Origin of the sequence: Paenibacillus solisilvae (assembly GCF_042656405.1) — a bacterium.
GTDB lineage: Bacteria > Bacillota > Bacilli > Paenibacillales > Paenibacillaceae > Paenibacillus_Z > Paenibacillus_Z solisilvae.
On record NZ_JBHSOW010000125.1, the window covers coordinates 22,134 to 45,300 of the forward strand.

Genomic DNA, 23,167 nt, shown 5'->3' on the forward strand with positions numbered 1-23,167 from the left:
AATACTCCCCTTAACATATTGGATTTATCGGCTGCTGACACTAAATAGGTATCGTTCCACTAATGATGAAATGGACTTGTTCGATCCAATGTTCATGCGGGTCGGCAATAATCGTGTGCCAGCCCAGCTGACTCGCGGGAATCCTATTCTTCTCTTGATCATCCACATACACGATGGCTGCAGACTCGTATAATTTAGTGTGTACCCTATTAAATATCCGCGGATCAGGCTTACAGCAGCCAACGGAGCTGGAGATTGTCACGCTCTTCAAATACTGACTCACAGGTTCGAGCAGCGGGGCCAGCCACTCCGAGCGATGATTGCTTAACACATGCAGGTCAGCCCATTGACTCCAGCTTGCAAGATGGCTCATCGCCGCCAATGGTTTGAGCTCTCTCATCAACAAACGCTGAGCGGCAGCGATATCGATTTGAGGTGCTTTCTCCTGCAGCCACTCCCAGAACCGCCTCTCCGGCACCTTACCCGACCAAAAATCACTTCGCAGTTCATCTTTAAACAGCGCTTTCAATTTCTCATACGAGATGCCCGTCAGGGAATGGATTCCATTCCAATAATCCGGAGATAAATTAGCAACAAGGACGCCGGCTGCATCAAGGATTAGCTGCGGTTTGTTCATTGTTCTTCCTTTCTGTATTCGCTCACTCGGATATAGTCAATCTTCTGACTCCAATAACAGCTCGTGTTCGGCGCAATATCTGAATTTCAATATGTTCATTGACTGAAATGCCGCTGAGTTCCTGTTCAAATCCCGAATGTAATTTAGCGTAATCAGGAGCAGCAGTGACGAACAAATGATGGATAGCCGCAGCGCTTTCATCGTTTTTTCCATTGTTCCAGGGCCTCCCGCCAGACCGTGTCAAGGTTTGGAATTCGACTGTGTCCGTACATGAATTTCCTCTGCCAATGTCTTGAGCTGCAAATTGCGATGCAGTAAGAAATTCCGCATATATCTCTTTAAAATCAATGCCTCTGCAGCTTTACCCAATAACCCGTACGGGGCCTCAAACTTTAATTCATCCATCATCAGCGTATGATTATCTATTGCTGTAAATTCATGTCTATGATTCAAGGATTTGAATGCACCTGAGACCATTTGATCGACAAAAACATACGGTTTATTGAATTCTATGATCCTGGACGTAAGTCTCTGCCTGACAAGAAAATGGGTGGCCTCAAAGGTTACCTGCTCATCCGCTTCAATCCTGCCACTCATTCTTCCGGCAATCGCTATTTCTCCAGTATGCTTCCAGACGGTCTTCGTATGAAGGTCAATATCTCTAGCCATATCAAAGCAAAGCTCAAGCGGCGCATTAATTTGAATTTTTGTTTGTACAATGACCAATGGAGACTCCTCTAAGAGCAATTATAGATGCTGTTTATTTGTCATAAGTTGAGCTCTTCTTTAATTTCTTCGACGCTCATCCTCGCCCTGTTGTTTAACGATTTCTTATCTTTGAGTTTGAACTGCTGCAGCTCGTGGCCGGGGTCGATGATGAGCGGTTTGGAGATAATATCTTCCAGAATCTGAACTGCCGTCCGATAAGCATTGTACAGCAATTCCTTCGAAATGACTTTCTTGAATACCTTCGTCAGCCGGATAAGATGCTCGGCATACATGAGTTTAACCGCACTGTCGGCACTCATGACATGCCGGCCGGCGAAGAGGGTAACATTTTCAATAATCCGCGGCTCCAGATGATTCTTGGCAATTGCCTCTAACCGGCTGACGGCATTCCAATCCATGATGGATAGCTCCTTGGAGTAACGATCAATGAGCTCGTTAAACCATTCGATCTCGGTCTCTATAGGTATTTGAAATGCCTTATATTCTTCATGCCGCCCTTGGCGATGCATCTCTAACGAGCTGCCTAGGTATGCTGTAAATAAATCCTTCGCCCGCTGTTCATCATGTACCATATAATCAAATCCTCATCCTCTTCGTTTCCTGCTGCAAGTTATCCTCTTAACTGCCTAGTGATTTCTCATAACATAGACTGGATTCACAATCCACATACTCGCCGTATTTCTCAATCTCATAATAGCCATGCTTCTTATAGAAACCAATTGCCTCTGGCTGCGGCGCTCCTGTTTCCAAGCGGATATAGGCGGCCTTCTTTTCCTTCGCCTTAGCCTCAAGCTTCTGTAAAATCTCTCCTGCAACGCCATTCTTCCTGAACTGCGGCTCGACATAAAATCTTTTCAGCTCCATAAAGGTCTCATCAAGCGGCTTGATGGCTCCGCATCCGATAGCTGTCTCTCCTGAATAAGCGACCATGAACACGACATTCTTAATGGCAGGATCGCTGAAATCCAGGACAAACACCTCCTCTGCCGGGTACCGCTGGAGCAGGTCTTCATCGAGCTTATCTATTAACCGGTGCAGGTTGACATCGTCGTGTGCAACCTCAGCAATCATTAATTCACTCACTGGGACTACCTCTTTCCATATTAATCTGCATGCCAGCCGTTACTCATCGATGACTAATTTAAGTTTCATTTTACCATTTCCGTCACGTAATAATCATCATTTCGCATGATTTCCTCGATTACAGCGTCCACGTCCATAAAGGTCGTGTCGATCCTATGCTTAACCGGCGGATTCGTTTCTAATAGTTCATGTAATCCGGCGACAGACCGGTATCCCATCTGAAATTCCGGCTTACGCTCAGCATCTCTTCTGACAAGCTCCTCTTCTTGAGGGAGCAGCAATACATATTTGATAACGACATCATACCCGCGGAACTCTTGGAGAATAACATTCGCATTCTTCATAAAAGCCACGTAATCAATCACGACATCGTGACCATGTTGAATGTAATTCTTAGTCAAAGACAGAATATTAAGCCATATCAAATCGGTGTGGTATTGGCTTAACCACGGCTTCTCGTGACCGCCGACAACCATATGATCGATTTCATCACCGGGGATATAGGCGCTCTTGGGCAGTTTTTGTGCAATTCTTTTTGACGTAGTCGATTTCCCGGCACCTGCAGGCCCCGAAATGATGTATATGGTGTTCCTCATATCTTCCGCCCTTTTTGAATGAAATGGTACTTATCGCTTGGATATCACGAAGTTCCAGCAGTCCGCTCGTTAATACGCCAGCCACTTCCATAACACCAAACCTAGAGAAGGTTATCTGTCAAAAGTTATAAAATTTGGTGCTCCCTTTTGCATTCGAATGCCAATCATCGCTGCAGGAGGGCACAAGCTTCCCAATCGTCGGACCCGGAACCATCTCGACGCCGCCAAAGCGTATGCCCATCTAGTACGGTTACCCCATACACTCTGGTGATCAACTTAGCCAAAAGGGTGCGCACCTACCCATTTTCCTGCACGGACTAACGACATTCAGAGACATTCATCCCGTATGCAGCATTCGATATCATGCTTAGTACAGCCAGTGACAATTGCCCAATTGTATGGGGAACAGGGCATCTGTCCAATCCTAATGCGGCTTATTTCATACAATACAGTATACCGGGTACCGATATAATACAGCAGCAATTTAGCAGAACGGTACCGGAAATATCTTTTAGGGAGGAATTCGCATGTCCGGTTTTCATGGTGGATTTACATCCTCTGGTGTGATCCTTGTTCTATTTATTCTACTAGTTATCGTTTCACGCAGCGTTCTGTTCTAATTAATGATTAACCGATAATGTAAAAACCGCCGCTGGTCAACCCTGCGGCGGTTTTTCGTTGTTAATCCAGATTCAAGTATACATGGAGGACTAAAAAGCATAAGTCCTCAGCGCGACAGCAACGCCGTCCTCTTCATTCGATAATGTCACAACATCAGCGACTGCCTTAACGGCATCCGGCGAGTTGGCGACTGCAACGCCGATCCCTGCAAACTGAAGCATGCCGATGTCGTTGTAATAATTTCCAATAGCCATGACGCGGCTTGGATCAATTCCCCGATTACGTGCAAGCTCCCGTAAAGCCGTACCTTTGCTGGCCTCCAAATGCTGAACGTCGATAAAAAAGTCGCCGCTTCGAATATGCTGAAGACCACTAGACCAGCCGCCCCAAATGGATTCTACCGTATCAATCTCATCCTTGCTGCCGAATACAGTGAATTTCACAAGCCCTTCCGGCAGCGGAGTGCCCGCTTCCCGCCACGCAGGCTGGGCCTCGTATCGTTTATACATCGCATCAGCCTCGGGTGACAGCCCTTCGATCATCATTTCAAAAGCCGTGTTCATGTCAAAATGATAGCCAAATCGGACGCAAAAATCGCGATATCGTGCGACTTCTATGGATTCAATCCCATACTGATGCAGGACTTCACGCCGCTCAGCTTCAATCGTTGCTGCCCCATTATGGGTAATCAGCGTCCCAGACAAGCCTAATTCATCCAGCACAGGCAGAGCATTCGTTGGACCGCGGCCGGTACAGAGCACGATCTCGGCCCCGTTCGAAGCCGCCTCGCGCACTGCTTCCCTTACGCGCGGAGTCAAAATATGATCATCTGTCAGTAAGGTTCCATCCACATCTAAAGCTATCAAGTCCACTTTCATTCCCATGTTAGTCCCACCCATCTGTTGATTGCAGCTATTCGTCTTGCTGTTTAATCGGAAGCATCTTTCACATCGTGAACCGACAATAAAGATTCGAGCTCACTTTCCGTCAGAGCCCTGTAGTCACCCAGCTTTAAGTGAGGATCAAGCTGAAGCGGTCCCATCGCGATACGGCGCAGATAAACAACCTTTTTCCCAACGGCTTCGAACATCCGTTTAACCTGATGGAATTTTCCTTCGTGAATCGTCAGCGTGATGCGGCTGAGCGGACCCTCCTGAGCGGTTTCATGTCCATCGATTATCAGCTGTGCAGGCATGGTTTTATAGCCGTCATCAAGCTCAACACCCGCTGCAAAAGCTCGAATGTCCTCCACTCCGACCTCTCCAAGTACATGAGCTTCATAAATCTTGGGCACATGCTTGCGCGGAGAGAGCAGCTCATGAGCCAGCTTGCCATCATTCGTTAGGAGGAGCAGGCCTTCTGTATCCTTATCAAGCCGTCCCACTGGGAAGGGCTCAAGTACCCGGTCATCCGGATCGAGCAAATCAATAACCGTCCGGTCCCGCTTATCTTCCGTCGCCGAAACAACACCTTGGGGCTTGTTCAGCATGACATAAATAACCTCGCGAAAAACCACCTTTTCCCCATCAAACCTTACATCTGCGGCATCCGGATCGAGTATCAATCCAAAATCTTTAATTATAACGCCATCTACCGTTACGATTCCTTGCTTAACAACTCGTCTGATTTCGCTTCGTGTTCCATAACCCATATTTGCAAGCAGCTTGTCCAGCCGCATTCTTTTCGCCACGTCACATTCTCCTCCAACCGGCAGGAAGCCCGTTCTTCACCAAGCCATCTCCGCCAATCTTACCCCATCCAATGGGATACTGATCCGCACACACAAGCACATACCCTTTGGGTACGACTCTTTTGTTACTAAGCTCTGCACCCTTCAGCGTTGAACCTTCCTGCAATGATGTCCGGTCAGGTGCATCAGCCGATTGTTCCAGTCGAGATGTGTCGATAATGAGTGTCTCGCCCTTCAAATAACGCTGCACGGCTTCTTCATCCGCTGATAGCTGCAGCGTCAGAGCCGCCTCCTCACGCCGCAGTCCCATGGCCAGCGCCTGCGAAGGCTCGAACCGATGCTCACCGGCTTCACCCACGTACCACCCGGCCCGCACCACACGCAAGCCGTCAAAGGAAGGCATACCCGGCGGCTGCAAATAAACCCGTGAGCCGTACGCGATAATCTCGCCCGGCCACAGCTCAGCACCGACCAGCTGGTCGGCGGCAAATCGCCGCCATGACTCCGCAGCGTCAACAACACCCGCTCCGCTGCCTCGTCCCCCACCGGGTCCGCCAGCCCGCTTGTGCAGCTGCTCATCGCGGCTCCGCTTCCCGCCGCCGCGGCGTTCCGGCTCCGACCCGATGGCGCGGCCACGATCTCCTGCGCCACGTCCTGACTTACCGCCCCGCTCCGAATTCCCTCTGCGCTCCGGCGCTCTGGCTTCCCTCTCTGCATTAACGCCCGGCTCCGCCATACCGCGGCGCTCTGCTGCCATAGCTCCGCGCTCCGCCTTATCGCCGTGCTCTGCTGCTATAGCGCCGCGCTCTGCTATACCGCCGTGCTCCGCCTTATCGCGACGCTCCGCCTTACCGCGGCGCTCCGCCATACCGCCGTGCTCTGCTGCTATAGCGCCGTGCTCCGCCTTACCTCCTTGCTCCGCCTTCTGACCCGGCTCCGTCTCCCCAGCCTCGCACTTCAACCCGCGCTTGCGCAGCACAGCGGCATAATGCCCCTCGCCCTCGGTCAAATGCGGCCATAATCTGACCGTCCCAGCAACGCTTTCTACTCTCTCTGTGTCGCCGCCAAATTCTCTTGCCCAATCGCTTCGCCCACCGGCCCATCCATACGCAAGCGGAATTGGCACGACTTCAAGCTCTGGGCAAGCCCCGAGCAGTCCGGCAATTTGCACTTCATTCTCCTCCGGCGAGAATGTGCAGGTCGAATACACAAGCGTGCCGCCAGGTGCCAGCATATGCGCCGCATGCTTCAGAATATCCCGCTGCATAAGAGAGCAGCGTTCCACGGAATGCTTCTCCCACTCGCCGATCATGGACTCATCCTTCCGGAACATACCCTCACCGGAACAGGGGGCATCCACCAGAATACGGTCGAACCATCCCGCGAAGACCGGTGCAAGCACCGCAGGTTCCTCATTCAAGACAACAGCGTTGCGGATACCGGCAAGCTCGATATTTTTGGCCAAAACCTTTGTGCGTTCCCGGGCATTATCATTCGTTACGAGCACTCCCCGCCCCTGCAGCTTAGCAGCAAGCTGAGTTGATTTGCCCCCAGGTGCGGCGCATAGATCAAGCACCCGGTCACCAGGTCTGACATCCAACAATTCAGCTGGTACCATCGCGCTTGGCTCTTGAATGTAATACAGGCCTGCATGATAATACGGATGCTTGCCGGGGCGCTCCCCCTCCGCATAATAAAATGCGTTCTCCGCCCAGGGCACCGGGACAAGCCCTCCCTCGAATGCAGCAAGCTTCTCAAAAGCCTCTGCGCTCAGCTTCAAGCCATTTACTCGCAAACCGTATTTACGCGGGCGCTCATACGAATCTATAAAAGCATCGAATTCCTCAAGCAGCAGATCCTTCATTTTATCCTTAAACGATTCCGGCAGCGTGATGCTCACTATCGAAACTCCTTCCGCCGATCTATCGTTCATCATAGAATCGTCATTAATATCACTTTATGTCTCTTATTGTATAATAAAATCGCCAAGGTTGACCAACCCAACATTAACCTGACAAAGCGGCAGTCTAACCATCACTGGTTCATGACTGCCGCTAGATTTCGTTCTTCGCAGTAATCCTATTCACCCCTCATGGTCCTCGCCATGAAGCCGAATTTCCAGCGGAACCTCAGCAAGCGCCAAGGCAAGCTCACGCAAACTTCTATCAGCTACCACTATATCAAATGAACAGAACAAAGGCGGCTTGGTTTCACCAAGCACAGCTTCAATGGCGTGTCCCGCACTGCTGGTGTTATTTGGCTCCATCACGTGGCTCGGCCCATTTGTTTGCTCTTCCACATCCAAATCTGCTTCCCGCTCCTGCCTATCAATCGCTTTGCAGTGCTCTACCCACCGCCGAAGCGGCTCCACAGAACGTTTAATGTCGGCGCGCAGCTGGGCGAGATCAAGCCCCATCATATTATCAGGATACTGGACAAGCTTGTTCTCCGCTTGATCGAACAGCTTCACCGCCCCGGAATAATTATCATTGCGCCAATGGTGCAGACCCACTGCTGCCTGCAGCAGGCCTTGGTAGAGTGGATTGCGGCCTTCCTCAAGCCACAATTCCTCCATCACCTCATGACATTCAAAATAATCCCGGTCGACGTTAAACAGGACGACAAAATGAACGAATCTCTCATCATAAGCCGATTTGGCCGCCATGTTATGAACTTCCGCTTTTCTTCGCCCGATGAAGGGCTGCGCGAATATCGTCAGCTAGAGCCCGGATGCCCCATGCATCCTCCTGCTCCCACAGCTCGTTGAATTTCAGCTGGAACTGAACCGCTTCACGAACGCGATGGAAGAAATACAGCTCCTGGATATCGCTCAGCACACTTGATACCATATTCGACTTCTCCTCGAAGTCGCGCTGCGCATCGAGAATCTCTTTTCGAATACTCGACATCTCAGTATCCAGCACAGCTGCTGCTTCGGCTGCTGTTTTCAGCCTTGCGCGGACTTCATCCGGAAGGCTTTCTTTAAATTTATAATTAAGCGAATGTTCGATCGTAGCCCAGAAGTTCATCGCGAGCGTCCGAATTTGGACCTCCGCCAGTACATTCTTCAAACCGATCGCCGTTTGTACCGGATATTCCACAATCATATGAAAGCTCCGGTACCCGCTGTCCTTAAAATTCGTAATATAATCCTTCTCATATACAAGACTGAGATCCTTACGAGAGCGGATTATGGCCGCTACCCGGTGAATATCATCCACAAACTGACACATAATGCGGATTCCCGCAATATCCTCAATCCCTGTTTCGATATTCTCCATCGGAACATTTAATCTTTTCGACTTTTCAAGAATACTTGAAATCCGCTTCACTCGTCCTGTAACGAATTCAATCGGCGTATAAGCTTCTCTTGACTTCAGCTCGCTTCGCAATGTTTTGAATTTAACCTTGAGTTCTTCTACAGCCTGCTCGTAAGGCTGTAGAAACAGGTTCCAATCTCTACCGTCCATCCAGCCGCCTCCTGTCTATGACCGATGATCTGCTCCAATTGCTTCTTTTATGGTTTGGAATCCGTCTCTGCGCAGCCTCTCTTTAAGCCCGCTGGCTAATTCTCTCAGCAGCTCGGGGCCTTTATAGATAAGCGCCGTATAGACTTCAACCAAGCTTGCGCCTGCGCGAATTTTATCGTATGCATCATCAGCCGTAAAGATGCCGCCAGAACCAATAATGGGCAGCTTACCGCCGGTTAAGCGGTAAACCTCGCGGACAACCTCAGTTGTCCGATCCTTAAGCGGTTTGCCGCTAAGCCCCCCCATCTCACCAGCATGGGAATGCGTCAGCCCTTCCCGGCTTATCGTTGTATTCGTTGCGATAATTCCACTTACGCCGCTGGCTACAATCGTCTCAACCGTATACGCCAATTGCTCGTTGGTCATATCCGGGGCAATTTTCACTAATACCGGTTTACGGCGCTTCCCAGCTGCATTAGCCTGCGTATTCATCTCTTCCATTACCGTTGACAGCAGGAGCTGGAGCTCATCCCCATGCTGCAGTGCACGTAAGTCCGGCGTATTCGGTGAACTAATATTAACAACGAAGAATTCGCCGTATGGATATAAAGCTTGAATGCAGGCCCGGTAATCCTCGTGAGCCCGCTCATTAGGCGTTACCTTGTTCTTGCCGATATTGACGGCAATCGGAATTGGACGCTGCTTGATCTTCGCCAATCTTCCGGCCATCGCATCAGCGCCTTCATTATTGAACCCCATTCGGTTAATCAGCGCTTCATCAGGCGGAAGACGGAACAGCCTAGGCAGCTCATTGCCGGCTTGTCCCTTAGGGGTTACGGTTCCAACCTCTGCGAATCCAAACCCGATATTAGCGAACATCTCAACCGCTTTGGCATTCTTGTCAAGACCTGCAGCCAGACCGATCGGATGCGGAAAATGGACACCGAATACATCCACCGCCAGCTCCTTGGATTCAGATACACCGTACATCGCGCGCATCGCCGCTGGTATACCTGGAACCCTCCCTGCTGAATGGAGCCCGTCAATGACGAGATGATGGGCTTTCTCCGGATCCATTTTGAATAAAAATGGCTTGGCCAATTTCGAATACAACAACTTCACTCACTCCGTTCTTCATGTTAGCTCTATCGAACAGTTTAACTTGTTCGACTGGAAAAAGAAAGAGCTAAGGCGGCGGGACAACCAGCGCAAACAGCCGATTTTCCAGCATCGGCACTGTTGCGGCTTATGGAGGAAACGGTTACAATAAGGGAACAAACCCATTCACAGTGAGAGAAAGGTTGATCCGCATGAGCAAAGCTAAGAAGAAGCCGCCAATGATGAAGACCAAGCCCAAAGAAGAAGTCAACAAGAAAGCATTATTGTGGATCGGATCCATCTTTGTCGCGATTGTCATTGTGATGACCGTACTGCTCATCTTGAACTAATTCTATAGTCATTAGGAAAGCCATCGATAAACAACAGCGGGGTTCGTCTCGTCCTGCACCGGTCTCAGGTGAAATTGATCCTCGGGCGGTGAGAGTGGAGCCGGGATGATTCCGCTTTTTATTTCGACCTTTGTACCTATTGGCACCAAATCGTACAGCTCCTCAACATCTGCCTTATTCATACGAATGCAGCCATGGGATTCATCCTTTCCGATACAGCTCGGCTCGTCAGTCCCATGTATCGCATATCTCGTGCCTGACAAAGACATCCCCCTGCTGCCAAATTCTCCGTCATCACGTCCGTTAGGATTTTTCACTTTCTCACTAATATAGAAGCTGCCGCCAGGTGTCCGCTCTGCACCTAAGCCAGCAGCGTAGCTTCGCACGATAACATCTCCGCTTATGACAGCAAGTCTATGCGTTTCCTTATCAACTACAATTGATAGCGGCGCTTCAGGCAGCGACATTCCTTCGCTCTGCGTTTCTTGTCCGGGTACGGCAGTACGAGGCGTCACGCCGGATTGACTGCTTCCCTCTTGCGAGTCCTGATCTGAACCGGCTGCCGCATGTGCAGCATGTGTCTTCAGCCTCATCAGCAGCTCCGGGAACATTACCCTCATGTTCGCCGTCTCCACGGAGAGCACGTTATTCGGATAAGGCCTTATCATATCCTCAAGCTTCCCCGGCCACTTGCGGAAAAGATCCTCGTACTGCGTAATCGCGCTTGTTAATGTCCACCGTTCTTCTTGAAGCTTGCTCCAATCCTTATAGATGCGGAAGGTTTCAGTTGCGTCATCAGGCTGGCAAGTGCAAGTCCTGGCATCAAGCATCCGGATGTCATAACCTTCACCGCTTCCCTTCTTCTTCGCCGACAGCAAAATACGTGTGCCGCCCGTCCATTTACGCCATTTGCCGTCCTGCTCCAGCATCACTGCAAGGCCTTCTCCTGCACTTGAGCTGTTTCCTACCGTTAAGGCTCCTAAGGAAGAACCGATCGGCTGCTGCATATTCGGCTTTGTAAAAACAACTTGCAGACGTTGCTGCTTCTCCTGTGCGTCGGATATCGTACCCGTCTTTGCGTCTTCATCAGACTCATCCCTGTCTTCATTCATGAAGCCGGCAAAAGGATTAGCCAATAAAACAATCCACAGCAAAGCAGCAGCACCTGCTGACCTTGCAGCAAGCACCTTGAATTTCCGTTTGCGGTTCCAGGCTTTGATGATCTCCTTAGGTTCACTTGCCAGCGGGTGTTTCTTCCTTTCATAAGCTTCATAAATGCTTCCCGCTTGCAAGAAGCAATAATTCGCTTTGCCTTCTTTATCTTCAAGCACATATTGTTTACCCAGCAAATACCAAGCCATTCGGTTATCGGGATGGCTCTGCACATAACGCTTTAAATAGGACATATCATCTCTTTGATCCATACGAACCCTCCAAAAGAATATCCAGATAGGCTCTATATCGGCTGAAAAGCCGGTTTTGATTATTGGAGGGTTGAGAAGCAAGTTTCAAGATCTAACAGATTGCTCAGTCTGATCTATCTTCTATTGAAGCTAAGTTTGCAGCTGATAGTAATCAATAGTTCGATGAACAAACAAAAACCCATCCCTTGTCGAACAAGGAATAGGTTTAATTACCATCGTATTAATGAAGTAAGTATTAGTTATTAAAAGCAGCATCCGCAATTTTGATTGAATCTGTAGGACAGCCATCAGCTGCATCCTGCAGATCATCATAAAGATCTTCCGGAATTTCGGTATTGCCTTTGTTGCCATCGCTGAGGTAAATAACTTCAGCAAGACCTTCGTCGTCATAGTCATAAATATCAGGTGCCGTTGCTCCGCATGCTCCGCAAGCTATGCACGTATCTTTTTCAACCCAAGTAAATTTCGCCATAGTTTTAGCCTCCTAAAGTATCATTATTTTACTCTACGATTAAATAACACACTTACGTTTTGAAAAGCGTGTTAATATAACGTTTCTATGCATCATAAAAACGTACAACCCTCATTCATCACTATATAACATATGCTCATCGGTTTGCAAGGATGTACCGCGAATTCGTTTATTCCTAATTAGCGCAGACGGATCATCGCCCAGCATTCCGGCTGTCAGAACCGCATCCTCGCCGAACTTATCACGAAGCATATCCATCGTTTTCGTCAGTGCGGCTTTTTTAGGCTCCTCTTCATAATTGAACATGTCCAGCTGCACGGCAGTTTCTGCCTGCAAGGAGAGGTTCTGCAGCGTTACTCCAAGCAGCCTCACCGGCTCTCCCTCACGCCAGTGCTTATCGAATAATTTACAAGCTTCGCGGTGAATCTCACTCGCGGAATCCGTTGGTCTGCCCAGCGTGCTTGATCGGTTAATCGTTGTCATATCCGGCTTTCTAATTACAATTTGAATTGTTGAAGCGACCATCTTCTGTCGGCGCATCCTTCTGCCAGTCTGATCAGCCAAATTCAGCAAAACCCGATGCACCTCTTCACGGTCTGTTACGTTCTTAGGCAGAGTAGTCGTATGGCCGATAGACTTGTTCCTCTCTCGATCGGCATGGACAGGCGAATGATCAATACCGTGAGCTGCCGCTTTCATCCAACTTCCGATAACCCCGAACTGCTTTACAAGCATGGCCTCATCTGTCCCCGCGAGCTGGCCGATTGTGCGAATGTTAAGCTTGAGCAGCTTCTCAGCCGTCTTGCGCCCGATCCCAAACAGGGAGTCGCATGGTTTATTCCATAATAGATGAGGGACATCGCGAATCCGAAGAACGGTGAATCCATTCGGCTTCTTAAGATCGGATGCCATCTTTGCAAGAAGCTTATTAGGCGCTATACCAATCGAACAAGGCAGTCCCCACTCGCTCTGAACGCGGTCTTGTATGGCATGAGCGATTTCCAGCGGTTCTCCAAATATTGAGGAGCCTGTTATATCCAGATAACATTCATCAATCGATGTTGCTTCTATTAATGGGCTGTACTGCTTGGCCACTGACATGAAGCCTTTTGAGTATTTACGGTACAGTTCAAAATCAGGCTGAATAAGAATAAGGTCCGGACATAACTGCAGCCCTTGCCTAACCGTCATTCCGGTCTTAACACCTCTCTGACGCGCAGCATAGGAGGAAGTAACGATGATCCCTTTTCGCAGCTCTACACTGCCAGCTACTGCTGTCGGCTTTCCTTTATATAGATGAGGCTCCTCCGCTTCATGCACGGAACAGTAAAAAGCATTCATATCCAAATGGATAATAACCCGCCCTTTGCCGGACCCGCTGTGCTCGTCAGCCTTTTTTAATGGCATTCCGATCGCCTCTCTTACTTTGGTTATCATTAGTGTAAAAATAGCATACAATTGCTACTAGAGACCGTCAACCTTGTATGAATTAGTGTCATATCCATTAACCGGATACAATCGACACTCCACATTTACGCCATTTGTAACACATGTTATAATAAGAAATTATGACTTTGCAAAGGTTCACTAGAGGAGGCGGCCAGTATATGGAAAACACAATCTCGATCTTCGATACAACGCTGCGCGATGGTACGCAAGGCGAAGGAATTAGTCTTTCAGCAGATGATAAATTGAAAATCGCCCAGAAGCTCGATGCTCTTGGCGTTCATTATATTGAAGGCGGCAATCCGGGCAGCAACAGTAAGGATATCGAATTTTTTCAACGTGTTAAAGGTTTGAAGCTGAATGCGAAAGTAACAGCCTTTGGAAGCACAAGAAGAAAGAACAGCAGCGCCGAGCAAGACAGCAGCTTAATCCGTATCGTGGAGTCAGGCGTACCTGCGGCTACACTTGTCGGCAAGTCTTGGGATTTTCACGTGCATACCGCTCTCCAAACGACACTGGAAGAGAACCTTGCGATGATCTACGATTCCTTTGCCTACCTCAAAAGAAACAGCGTGGAAGCGATATTCGATGCTGAGCATTTCTTCGATGGGTACAAGCATAACCCGGAATACGCACTAATGGCGCTCCGCAAAGCGCAGGATGCGGGTGCAAATTGGGTGGTGTTATGCGATACCAACGGCGGGACTCTTCCCTCGGAAATTCATGAGATCGTATCCCGCGTTCGTGCTGAGCTTACCGCACCGCTTGGCATTCATACTCACAACGACTGCGAGCTTGCTGTTGCGAATTCATTAGCAGCTATCCAAGCGGGCGCACGTCAGGTTCAGGGAACCATTAACGGATACGGCGAGCGCTGCGGCAATGCCAATCTATGTTCCATTATACCGAATCTCCAAGTCAAAATGGACTATCGCTGCATCAGTGACGAGCAGCTTCAGACACTGACTTCGACAGCCAGATATATTAGCGAAATCGCTAATGCGCATATGCCTGTCGGACAACCCTTCGTTGGTAATGCTGCATTCGCCCATAAAGGCGGCATTCACGTTTCAGCCATCATGAAGGATTCCAAGACCTATGAGCATATCCGCCCGGAGCTGGTTGGTAACAAGCAGCGGATTCTGGTCTCCGAGCTTGCCGGACAGAGCAACATTATCTCCAAGGCGCAGGAGCTTGGGCTTGACGTGAATGCGAATAACGACAAGACCAAACAGATCATGGAGCGCATCAAAGAACTCGAGCATCAAGGTTATCAATTCGAAGGTGCGGACGCTTCTCTTGAGCTGCTTCTCCGGGATGCCTTTGGAGAGATGAAGGAAATCTTCAAGCTTGAATCGTTAAAACTGATTGTTGAGAAAAATAACGGACATATGAACGCAGAAGCCATCGTCAAAGTGAATGTTGAAGGACAAACCGTCTATACGGCCGCAGAGGGCAACGGACCTGTCAACGCGCTTGATAATGCTCTTCGCAAGGCGCTTGAACAATTCTATCCGAGCATTAACAATATTCATTTGGCCGACTACAAAGTTCGCGTTATCGATGAGAAGGATGCAACAGCAGGTAAAGTACGCGTATTGATTGAATCGACCGATTTCAATAACACCTGGAGTACAGTCGGGGTTTCCAGCAACGTCATTGAAGCAAGCTGGGAGGCGCTGGTCGACAGTATCCGGTACGCCCTGCTGAATATGGCCAGAATAACAAATGTGCATGACGAACCTCGCGAGCAGCTAGGCTTGGTGAACCATTAATCCATAATAAAAACGCCAAGATCGGCATGACGCTGATCTTGGCGTTTTTATTATGCGTTTTTCTGCTTCTGGCGTTCATCCAGGTCGATCCATTTCTCGATAAGGGTCTCCCACTTATCCGCTGTGATGACTCCCGTGATTCGTTCCCTCACGATCCCCTCACTGTCGACAAGCAAGCTGGTCGGAAATGAAGAGATTTTGTACAAATCCGTCGCTTTGCTTTTACGATCCATCAAGATAGGAAACGTAAGCTTTTGTTGGTCGACAAATTCTCTGGCCTGTCTTTCTTTGTCATAGCTTGTCGCGTTCACACCGTATATCTCAAGCAGTCCGCTGTATTTCTTTGACAAGGTCTGCAAATCAGGCGCTTCCAACTCACACGGCCCGCACCAGGAGGCCCAGAAATTAATGAGAAGCAGCTTGTCCCGTTTCCCACCGATAGCAACGGTTTTATCGTTCAGATCAGGCAGCTCGAGTGTAGGAGCCGTGTAACCGGGCTTTGGCTTCATATCAGCGGATGCTGCAAGCGCTACATCCTGCTTTCCTTTATTTTGATATACCGCTGCACCCGCCAGAACAAGAACAACTACAATCAGCACAATCGTACGTTTCATGTTTAAGCCTTCTTTCCATCATGTAAGTCGCAATCCATGAACTCTCTATATGTTACCATGCCGGAGAATGGATGCTCAAGCCAAGGGGCACATTACCACTATATCGCCACAATTTACCCTTGGGAGAATCGAATACGATGGCTAAAACAAAATCAAAATCAAAATGGACCGCCGGCAAGCCGGCCAAAATGCGTCTAGCTTCTGTTAACGAAGCCAGCAGCCAGCAATATAAACCGAATGCCTCAAGCGGCGGCAAATGGAAGGAATATATGGCGCTCGCGACTGTCCCTCTTGTGATGGTTCTAGGAAACTCTATGCTGGTCCCCATTCTTCCCGATATGGAGCACAAGATGCATATCTCCAACTTCCAGGCCAGCTTAGTCATTACATTATTCTCACTCTCAGCAGCAATCGTTATCCCTTTTGCAGGTTACTTGTCGGATCGATTTTCCCGAAAAGCGATCATTCTTCCCGGGTTGGCCATTTATGGAATCGCAGGCATCGGCGCTGGAATAGCTGCGGTCATGCACGCTTACGGTTTCTTGATCGCCGCGCGTGCCCTTCAGGGTATCGGCGCTGCCGGAACAGCTCCGATAGCGATGGCCTTGGTCGGAGATATGTATAAAGACGGAAACGAGAGCGAAGCCTTGGGCCTAATAGAGGCCTCGAACGGAACCGGCAAGGTCATCAGTCCGATTCTCGGTTCATTGCTCGCCTTAATGGCGTGGTATGCGCCTCTCTTCGCTTTTCCGTTATTCTGTGCAGCAGCATTCGCAGCCATGCTGTTCATGATTAAAGAACCTCCGAGTGACAAAGAACCGCCTTCTGTCAAAACGTATCTGGCTGACATCGTAAAGCTGTTTCGGGAACAAGGCGTCTGGCTCCTATCTGCCTTCGTATCCGGTTCGCTTGGATTATTTATTTTATTTGGCGTATTATTTCGGCTCTCCGATTTGCTTGAGAATAAACCTTACCATATTGATGGTGTAGCTAAAGGGGGCGTCCTCGCCATTCCTCTTCTTGGGCTAGTCGCAACCGCCTATTTAACGGGCAGGAAGATTAAAACGAAAGGAACCCTTATGCACAAGCTGATGTTAATTGGTTTAGGGGTTATGAGCGTTTCTTTGACAGCAGCCGCGTTTCTGCATACGAATATTTATGCCCTAATCGGCTTTGCCTTGCTGAGCAGTATTGGAACCGGGCTGCTTCTGCCCTGCCTGAACACCCTTATTACCGGTTCTGTTGACCGTTCGCATCGGGGGATGATTACCTCCTTATACAGCAGTCTGCGTTTCTTCGGGGTTGCGATTGGCCCCCCTCTATTCGGATTGATCGCCAAACGATCGGATGCTCTCCTGTTCGGGATTGTAGCAGGCCTTGCAGCAGGCGCTTTCTTCCTTGTCCTGGGCTGCGTTCATCCGCCTGAGAAAACCGGTCAATAACCCTTCCTTCCTTTCTCAATGAGCAAGTTGGCGATATAATGGATCTACTTCAACCTATGCTGCTTGTTAAGGGACTGAATAACAATGATCAGACAACCACATCCAGCTTCACTTGGGCAAGTTCAAAGCCCTTCCATGGAGATCGCTTCGAATGGACAATCCCCCTCGAAGGCCGAAATCACCACTGAAGCCTGGTTAGCCCTGATTGAATCCTGCACTTCTGAACTTCCCAATGAAGCTTGCGGAATATTGGCGTGCTCTCAGCAGCCGATTGCTCCAGATGGGCTGCTTCGAATTGATCGTATCTTTCCGATACGCAATGCCTCCTCAAGCTCGAAACAAACTTTTACCTTTGATCCAAAAGAATGGGTACAGGCCTTGTTATCCATACAAAAAAACCGACAATCGCTTGTCGGTTTCTACCATTCCCACCCCACAACAGCTCCCGTGCCCAGCCTAGCTGATCTAGAGGGCATGAAGTACGCACCTGCTGCTTCCTACTGGATCGTGTCGCTTGCCGACAGCCAGCATCCAGTCGTTCAGCCTTATTGGTTCAATGGGACTGCATTCATTCCTTTAATGTTTGCTCAAATAAGCGTATAAGTCCTCTAGTGTAACGATATTACGGCTGAAGATCCGCTTTAAATAGCTCAGCCAAAGTTTGGCTGTCATCTTGGAATCCTCCAACGCGTGATGGCGCTGAGTGACTTCAATTCCGCTATTTTCCAAGAGATCATCTAAACTATAACTTTCAAGCTTCGGCTCAAGCCACTTCGCAACCATCATCGTGTCTAAGACACGATGATTCATGTTGACCTTCGAGGTTCGCCATAAAGCAGCATTTAGAAACTGCTTATCATGTCCGCTGGCATGAGCGATAAGCATTCTTTTACCGATAAACTCCATAAAATCATGCAGTACCTGCATGAGGTCGGGAGCATTCTCAGCCATCTCATTTGAAATGCCAGTCAGCTCCACGATATGCTTAGGAACTCTACGCTTCGGATTAACCAGGCTGTAAAAAGAACGGTCTGCAAGCAGTTCTTCGCCCTTTAGCATAACCGCGCCGATCGATAAGATCTCATCCCCGTTATTCGGGTAGAAGCCCGTTGTTTCCAAGTCAAAAACAACCACCTCCATATCCCGCAAAGGCTGATCCATAATCGATTCTTTACGCTGATCCTTCGACATTGATCGAATAAATGCCATTTGTTGGGCATTTTGCGCACCAAGCATGGACGCAATTGCCGGAGTAATACCGCCCATTTTATAAAGATGCCACATCCGGCCGACGCCTTTTTGTTCTTTCATCGTTCTCCCCTCCGCATTACCTAGAGCCTGCCCATAGTTTGCTTAAAGACGCGCTTCTGAAGCTTTTTACCGAGTCTCAGACCGATTTTTAGTTCTTCAACCAGTTCTTTCGACAAATTACGGCTGGAGAGCTTGCCGCTATTCGAATAATAGCCATCATCTTTGCGCTCTGTTGTCATGAGTCTAAGCTTCAAAAATAATCGGAATGCTTGATCATACGTATTTGCATCCTCTTGTGACAGCTTGCCATGTTCCAGCAAACCTTTAATTCGCCCTAACGTTGACGTTTCGCGCAAACCACACTCAATACTTAGCATCCGGATGGCATTCACCATCGGAATATAAGCTCCGTACTTCACATCCAGACTTCCAGCATCTTCTCCATACTGTTCTTTGAGCAATTGCCCAAAAACACCAAGAAGCACTTTGTGACGCATGGTATTGTTCAGCATGTGTTTCACAATAATCGGATTACGCAGCATATCGGAGTAGAAATGATCCTTCAGCTCCCGCAGGAGTGCTTCTTCTCCATAGATCATCCTGCAGTCGGCGACAATGAGCAAATATCTCACACGTTCCCAATTCGGATCCTCAAACCATTCGTTCAGTTTCTTTTTCCATTCAGACAACGATTGATTCCAAAGCGGATTCGTACTGATGACATTACCCTCACATGGCGGATATCCGATTTGTTTGAGCAGATCAACAATTGTCTTGGAGAATAGAATAAAGTACTGGGTAACCTCTTCTTGCTTGGCTGAATCTTCCGGATCCTCATAGATTAATCCGCTGTCCTGATCGCTAGATAATGTCTGCTCTTCTCTGCCGCCGCTGCCGAACAATAAATATGCATAAGGCACGGGAGGGAAGCTATACCCCATCCGTGCCATTTCCGCTTCCGAAAGGGCAATCGTTCGCTGGATTAGAGCGTCATGCACCTCATTCAGATCTGTATAAAATTGTTCGACCGGTTGTTCAGAGAGGAGAGCTTCCATTTGCTTGTGGATTTGATCCCGCAAGCCACGAAGTGTCTTCACATCATCAGCCGTACTGATGAGAGCGCGCAGCTTCGCACAAACCGGATCGCTCATGCAATCCTCACCCCTGAAGTCAGTATGAAATTTCTGTTATTGAATTACAGGCCTTGTTGTGCTTTTTTCATTTGTTCAGGATAACCATAAGTGCCATGCTCGGAGAGGTCAAGACCGATAATTTCTTGCTCTTCCGTAACACGCAAGCCCATAACCAACTTCATGATTCCGAGCAACAGGAAGGATACTGCAATCGTATAAGCTCCGCACACAACAACGGATTCGATTTGAACCCACAATTGGTGCCAGTTTCCGGTATCAATAAGACCGCCTTCACCCACGTTGAGTTTCTTAGCAAGTTCGTCTGTAGCGAAGATACCGTTAGCAAGCGTACCCCACACACCAGCAGCACCGTGAACGGAAAGTGCATAAATTGGATCGTCAACTTTGATTTTCTCAAAGAATTTAGTGCTGAAGAATACAAGAACACCAGCTACAAGTCCGATAACTACAGCAGCCCAAGGATCTACGAATGCACAAGTTGCGGTGATTGCAACCAGACCAGCAAGTGCTCCATTCAAAGTTGTTGTAATATCCGCTTTACCATTAACTAACCATGATATCAGCATTGCTGCTACTGCACCGCCTGCCGCACCAAGCTGTGTGTTGAATGCAACGTAACCGAAGAAACCATCGCCTACACCTAGTGCGCTACCAGCGTTGAATCCGAACCAGCCCACCCATAGGAGCAGAACCGATAATGCACCGAATACTTGGTTATGGCCAAGAATTTCATTTGCAGAACCGTCTTTATTGAAGCGGCCGATACGAGGCTTAAGCAGAACGGTTGCCGCAAATGCTGCAAGAGCGCCTGTTAAGTGAACGACTGTCGAACCTGCATAGTCCTGTGCGCCTTTAGTGAACAACCAACCGGAAGAGCTCCAGATCCAGTGAGAAATAACCGGGTAAATAACGGCCGTAAACAATACCGTGAATACGAGGTAAGCAGATAATTTAGCACGTTCAGCGAAACCGCCCCATGCGATGGATAGCGATACCGCAGCAAAAGCAAGCTGGAAAACGAAGAAAATTGTAGTTGGCAGTGACTCGCCATCACCCGCTGCAACCGAAGGTGCGAAGAAGTAGCTGCCTGAACCAATTAATGAACTAATGGAATTCTCAGCATTATCTGAACCGAATGCGAATGCGTATCCAACCGCCCAATATACTAATGTACAAAGACCTACGGTAAAAATAGTTTTACCTGCGATGTGACCAGCATTCTTCATACGAGTCGAACCGGCTTCAAGCAAGATAAAGCCACCTTGCATGAGAAGAACTAAAATTGCTGAAACCAAAACCCAAATCGAGTTCAAGCCCATGTTAAGCGTTGCTGCAGACGGGTCATCTGCAAAAACCATTGCTGGAAATAATAATGCCAATGCACCTAAAGAGATTACTAATTTTTTGACCACAACGACCACTCCCTAATGTAATGTTTCTTGACATGTGAGGAAAGACTTAATGTCATTATAGTCAGAAGTGGCTAGTTTGACAATATGATTTTTTCATTCTCTATAAAAAAATCTAACGTTCGGGTCTTCAAATGGAGATAATGTTAAGTTTTTTCACAAAAATGGAGCGAAAATATGGTAAATGGACTCCTATCTTTCGCGTTTCACCTTAATTCTAGTATTTTCCTTCTAAGATAAAACCTCGTTCAAAAGTAGCAGGCCCGCCTAAATAATATGTCAGGTTTGTTACATTTCCCTTTTTGCAAAGCATTACGTTTGACTGTATGGTTATTGTTTCGGTATCATAGAATATAGAAGAAGTAAGAACAACTGAGCCATAAGAAAGAAGGTGAGAACGTGCAAGATCATCCTCTATACCGTATTGGAGAATTATCCAAGTTGGCCGGCGTTAGTCCTCGCACGATTGATTTCTATACTTCCATGGGCCTCATCGAACCAGAGACACGTTCTGCAAAGAACTATCGTCTATACAGCGATGAAACCTTACTCCGACTCAAACGTATAGTACAAATGAAGAAAGACAAATATTCACTTGATGAAATCAAGTCCAGTATTCATAATTGGCGCAAGGTTTCATCAGAGGAGCAAGTGTCGAGCAAGCTTACAGACCTCCAGCTTCATCTAGAGCAGCTGCAGAGAGAAGTTAAGGAGCTGGAACCCGTTCTAAGCTCTTTGAAGCCGCAGCAGGCCAAACAGCTGTTCAAACGGCTTGTGCCGCAAACTGCGGCCTGTGTAGAAGCGCTGATGCTGCTTCTTAACAAAGGCGGGCTCATGTAAGATTGCTTCCGAAGTGAGTTTTTGCTTTTGATTGCGATTAATCAGCAATCTTAGGTAAAACCCCGCAAAATCTCTTAGTTTTTGCTTCCGAAGTGAGTTTTTGCTTTTGATTGCGATTAATCAGCAATCTTAGGTAAAACCCCGCAAAATCTCTTAGGAGGGAACATCATGTTTTTTCACCCTATGGATTGGTTAATTATTGTCGCGTTTCTTTTGTCCTTGTGGGCACAGTTCCGGGTAAAGGGTACTTTTAACCGGTGGTCGGAGGTTCCAGCAAGCAGCGGGCTCACCGGGTATAAAGCAGCCAGAATCATGCTCGATCGCAACGGATTGCATGATATACAGATTGAGCCGGTACCGGGCAGACTGACTGACCATTACGATCCCATTCATCGCGTCGTGCGGTTATCGGAACCGGTATACTACGAATCCACCATCTCAGCTGTATCAGTTGCCTGTCATGAGATTGGCCATGCCATTCAGCACAAGCAGCATTATCCGATGCTTGCCTTACGTCACCGTATCTTCCCGGTCGTAAACATTGCTTCCGGAATTGCTCCATTCTTATTGTTAGCCGGCTTTCTGTTTCAAGCAACTGGATTGATTGGTCTTGGCATCCTTTTCTTCTCATGTGCCGTAGCCTTTCAATTAATCACATTACCGGTTGAATTTAATGCCAGCAGCAGAGCACGAGACATCATGGTCTCTGAAGGCTTTATTACGAACGAGGAAGAACGAGGGGTAGCTAAGGTGCTTAACGCCGCAGCGCTTACTTATGTCGCAGCAGCGCTCATCTCCCTCCTCGAGCTAATTAAATACATCATGATCTTCACCCAGAGCCGTGACTAAACGGCATTGAAGAGACGGGAACCGATCCCGTCTCTTTTTTATTTTCCTCATCACAAAAACAGCCGCCACGATTGTGACGGCTGTTTTCTATCCTTTAAGTGCTGCAGCGCTGGCTTTTTTAGATGTAACAAACAGCCGGCACCTAGGTGCGAGGCCACTGAAGAACTTAAGCTTTTCCAGTGACCCAAGTTATATTTAAAGAAAAGCGACACTTACC

General features: G+C 48.3%; 25 protein-coding genes. 7 read left to right on the top strand and 18 right to left on the bottom strand.

Annotated elements, in window-relative coordinates:
- Positions 1 to 40: 40 nt before the first annotated feature.
- The 5 genes from ACFPYJ_RS30685 to ACFPYJ_RS30705 form a co-directional block, all read right to left on the bottom strand.
- Positions 41 to 637 (bottom strand): HAD family hydrolase, encoded by a 597-nt coding sequence (locus ACFPYJ_RS30685; protein WP_379192063.1) that lies wholly within the window; start codon positions 635 to 637, stop codon positions 41 to 43.
- Positions 638 to 877: 240 nt separating this feature from the next.
- Positions 878 to 1,363: an SRPBCC family protein gene (locus ACFPYJ_RS30690; RefSeq protein WP_379192064.1), complete on the bottom strand. Its 486-nt coding sequence runs from the start codon at positions 1,361 to 1,363 to the stop codon at positions 878 to 880.
- Between the two features lie 41 nt (positions 1,364 to 1,404).
- Positions 1,405 to 1,938, bottom strand: a complete 534-nt coding sequence (locus ACFPYJ_RS30695; RefSeq protein ID WP_379192065.1) for a hypothetical protein — start codon at positions 1,936 to 1,938, stop codon at positions 1,405 to 1,407.
- Positions 1,939 to 1,984: 46 nt separating this feature from the next.
- On the bottom strand, positions 1,985 to 2,449 hold the full coding sequence (locus tag ACFPYJ_RS30700; RefSeq protein WP_379192066.1) for a GNAT family N-acetyltransferase: 465 nt from the start codon (positions 2,447 to 2,449) through the stop codon (positions 1,985 to 1,987).
- Positions 2,450 to 2,514: 65 nt separating this feature from the next.
- A complete protein-coding gene (locus ACFPYJ_RS30705) occupies positions 2,515 to 3,045 on the bottom strand; it encodes a P-loop nucleotide/nucleoside kinase family protein (RefSeq protein ID WP_379192067.1) in 531 nt (176 codons plus the stop codon).
- Positions 3,046 to 3,572: 527 nt separating this feature from the next.
- On the opposite strand from ACFPYJ_RS30705, the gene ACFPYJ_RS30710 reads away from it, so the two are divergent.
- Positions 3,573 to 3,665 carry a YjcZ family sporulation protein gene (locus tag ACFPYJ_RS30710; RefSeq protein WP_379192068.1) on the top strand — a complete coding sequence of 31 codons (93 nt, stop codon included), beginning with the start codon at positions 3,573 to 3,575 and terminating at the stop codon, positions 3,663 to 3,665.
- A 90-nt stretch (positions 3,666 to 3,755) separates the two neighbouring features.
- On the opposite strand, the gene ACFPYJ_RS30715 is transcribed toward ACFPYJ_RS30710, so the two are convergent.
- The 6 genes from ACFPYJ_RS30715 to ACFPYJ_RS30740 form a co-directional block, all read right to left on the bottom strand.
- Complete coding sequence (locus ACFPYJ_RS30715; RefSeq protein ID WP_379192069.1) at positions 3,756 to 4,550, bottom strand: Cof-type HAD-IIB family hydrolase; 795 nt, start codon at positions 4,548 to 4,550, stop codon at positions 3,756 to 3,758.
- A gap of 44 nt (positions 4,551 to 4,594) precedes the next feature.
- Positions 4,595 to 5,356: a pseudouridine synthase gene (locus ACFPYJ_RS30720; RefSeq protein WP_379192070.1), complete on the bottom strand. Its 762-nt coding sequence runs from the start codon at positions 5,354 to 5,356 to the stop codon at positions 4,595 to 4,597.
- Between the two features lies 1 nt (position 5,357).
- Positions 5,358 to 7,256: an RsmF rRNA methyltransferase first C-terminal domain-containing protein gene (locus ACFPYJ_RS30725; RefSeq protein WP_379192071.1), complete on the bottom strand. Its 1,899-nt coding sequence runs from the start codon at positions 7,254 to 7,256 to the stop codon at positions 5,358 to 5,360.
- Positions 7,257 to 7,439: 183 nt separating this feature from the next.
- The gene (locus tag ACFPYJ_RS30730) at positions 7,440 to 8,021 is read right to left on the bottom strand and encodes a DUF309 domain-containing protein (protein ID WP_379192072.1); all 582 of its coding nucleotides are present in this window, start codon (positions 8,019 to 8,021) and stop codon (positions 7,440 to 7,442) included.
- Between the two features lies 1 nt (position 8,022).
- The gene (gene yjbM, locus ACFPYJ_RS30735) at positions 8,023 to 8,826 is read right to left on the bottom strand and encodes a GTP diphosphokinase (RefSeq protein ID WP_379192073.1); all 804 of its coding nucleotides are present in this window, start codon (positions 8,824 to 8,826) and stop codon (positions 8,023 to 8,025) included.
- 15 nt (positions 8,827 to 8,841) lie between these two features.
- The gene (locus tag ACFPYJ_RS30740; protein ID WP_379192074.1) at positions 8,842 to 9,942 is read right to left on the bottom strand and encodes a quinone-dependent dihydroorotate dehydrogenase; all 1,101 of its coding nucleotides are present in this window, start codon (positions 9,940 to 9,942) and stop codon (positions 8,842 to 8,844) included.
- Between the two features lie 194 nt (positions 9,943 to 10,136).
- Between ACFPYJ_RS30740 and ACFPYJ_RS30745 the strand changes: the two genes are divergently transcribed.
- Positions 10,137 to 10,274: a hypothetical protein gene (locus ACFPYJ_RS30745; RefSeq protein ID WP_379192075.1), complete on the top strand. Its 138-nt coding sequence runs from the start codon at positions 10,137 to 10,139 to the stop codon at positions 10,272 to 10,274.
- Positions 10,275 to 10,285: 11 nt separating this feature from the next.
- Here the strand turns inward: ACFPYJ_RS30745 and ACFPYJ_RS30750 are convergent, their stop codons facing one another.
- The 3 genes from ACFPYJ_RS30750 to ACFPYJ_RS30760 form a co-directional block, all read right to left on the bottom strand.
- On the bottom strand, positions 10,286 to 11,698 hold the full coding sequence (locus ACFPYJ_RS30750) for a L,D-transpeptidase (protein WP_379192076.1): 1,413 nt from the start codon (positions 11,696 to 11,698) through the stop codon (positions 10,286 to 10,288).
- Between the two features lie 235 nt (positions 11,699 to 11,933).
- Positions 11,934 to 12,170, bottom strand: a complete 237-nt coding sequence (locus ACFPYJ_RS30755; protein WP_379192077.1) for a ferredoxin — start codon at positions 12,168 to 12,170, stop codon at positions 11,934 to 11,936.
- A 111-nt stretch (positions 12,171 to 12,281) separates the two neighbouring features.
- Positions 12,282 to 13,577, bottom strand: coding sequence for a DNA polymerase IV (locus ACFPYJ_RS30760; RefSeq protein WP_379192078.1), 1,296 nt, complete (start codon positions 13,575 to 13,577; stop codon positions 12,282 to 12,284).
- A 200-nt stretch (positions 13,578 to 13,777) separates the two neighbouring features.
- Between ACFPYJ_RS30760 and cimA the strand changes: the two genes are divergently transcribed.
- On the top strand, positions 13,778 to 15,391 hold the full coding sequence (gene cimA, locus ACFPYJ_RS30765) for a citramalate synthase (RefSeq protein WP_379192079.1): 1,614 nt from the start codon (positions 13,778 to 13,780) through the stop codon (positions 15,389 to 15,391).
- Between the two features lie 50 nt (positions 15,392 to 15,441).
- On the opposite strand, the gene ACFPYJ_RS30770 is transcribed toward cimA, so the two are convergent.
- Positions 15,442 to 16,005, bottom strand: coding sequence for a TlpA family protein disulfide reductase (locus ACFPYJ_RS30770; RefSeq protein WP_379192080.1), 564 nt, complete (start codon positions 16,003 to 16,005; stop codon positions 15,442 to 15,444).
- A 137-nt stretch (positions 16,006 to 16,142) separates the two neighbouring features.
- Here ACFPYJ_RS30770 and ACFPYJ_RS30775 point away from each other — a divergent pair, with 137 nt between their 5' ends.
- The gene (locus ACFPYJ_RS30775) at positions 16,143 to 17,447 is read left to right on the top strand and encodes an MFS transporter (protein WP_379192081.1); all 1,305 of its coding nucleotides are present in this window, start codon (positions 16,143 to 16,145) and stop codon (positions 17,445 to 17,447) included.
- Positions 17,448 to 17,531: 84 nt separating this feature from the next.
- Complete coding sequence (locus ACFPYJ_RS30780) at positions 17,532 to 18,050, top strand: M67 family metallopeptidase (protein ID WP_379192082.1); 519 nt, start codon at positions 17,532 to 17,534, stop codon at positions 18,048 to 18,050.
- On the opposite strand, the gene ACFPYJ_RS30785 is transcribed toward ACFPYJ_RS30780, so the two are convergent.
- From ACFPYJ_RS30785 to ACFPYJ_RS30795, 3 genes are read right to left on the bottom strand one after another with little or no spacing between them, the layout of a single operon-like run.
- Entirely contained in the window at positions 18,024 to 18,758 is a 735-nt protein-coding gene (locus ACFPYJ_RS30785; protein ID WP_379192083.1) for a 3'-5' exonuclease, read from the bottom strand. The genes ACFPYJ_RS30780 and ACFPYJ_RS30785 overlap by 27 nt on opposite strands.
- A 20-nt stretch (positions 18,759 to 18,778) precedes the next feature.
- The gene (locus ACFPYJ_RS30790) at positions 18,779 to 19,849 is read right to left on the bottom strand and encodes a DUF294 nucleotidyltransferase-like domain-containing protein (protein ID WP_379192084.1); all 1,071 of its coding nucleotides are present in this window, start codon (positions 19,847 to 19,849) and stop codon (positions 18,779 to 18,781) included.
- A 44-nt stretch (positions 19,850 to 19,893) separates the two neighbouring features.
- The gene (locus ACFPYJ_RS30795) at positions 19,894 to 21,210 is read right to left on the bottom strand and encodes an ammonium transporter (RefSeq protein WP_379192088.1); all 1,317 of its coding nucleotides are present in this window, start codon (positions 21,208 to 21,210) and stop codon (positions 19,894 to 19,896) included.
- A gap of 450 nt (positions 21,211 to 21,660) precedes the next feature.
- Here ACFPYJ_RS30795 and ACFPYJ_RS30800 point away from each other — a divergent pair, with 450 nt between their 5' ends.
- Together ACFPYJ_RS30800 and ACFPYJ_RS30805 are read left to right on the top strand one after the other, a co-directional pair.
- Positions 21,661 to 22,101, top strand: a complete 441-nt coding sequence (locus ACFPYJ_RS30800) for a MerR family transcriptional regulator (RefSeq protein WP_379192085.1) — start codon at positions 21,661 to 21,663, stop codon at positions 22,099 to 22,101.
- A 168-nt stretch (positions 22,102 to 22,269) separates the two neighbouring features.
- Positions 22,270 to 22,950, top strand: a complete 681-nt coding sequence (locus ACFPYJ_RS30805) for a zinc metallopeptidase (protein WP_379192086.1) — start codon at positions 22,270 to 22,272, stop codon at positions 22,948 to 22,950.
- Positions 22,951 to 23,167 lie beyond the last annotated feature (217 nt).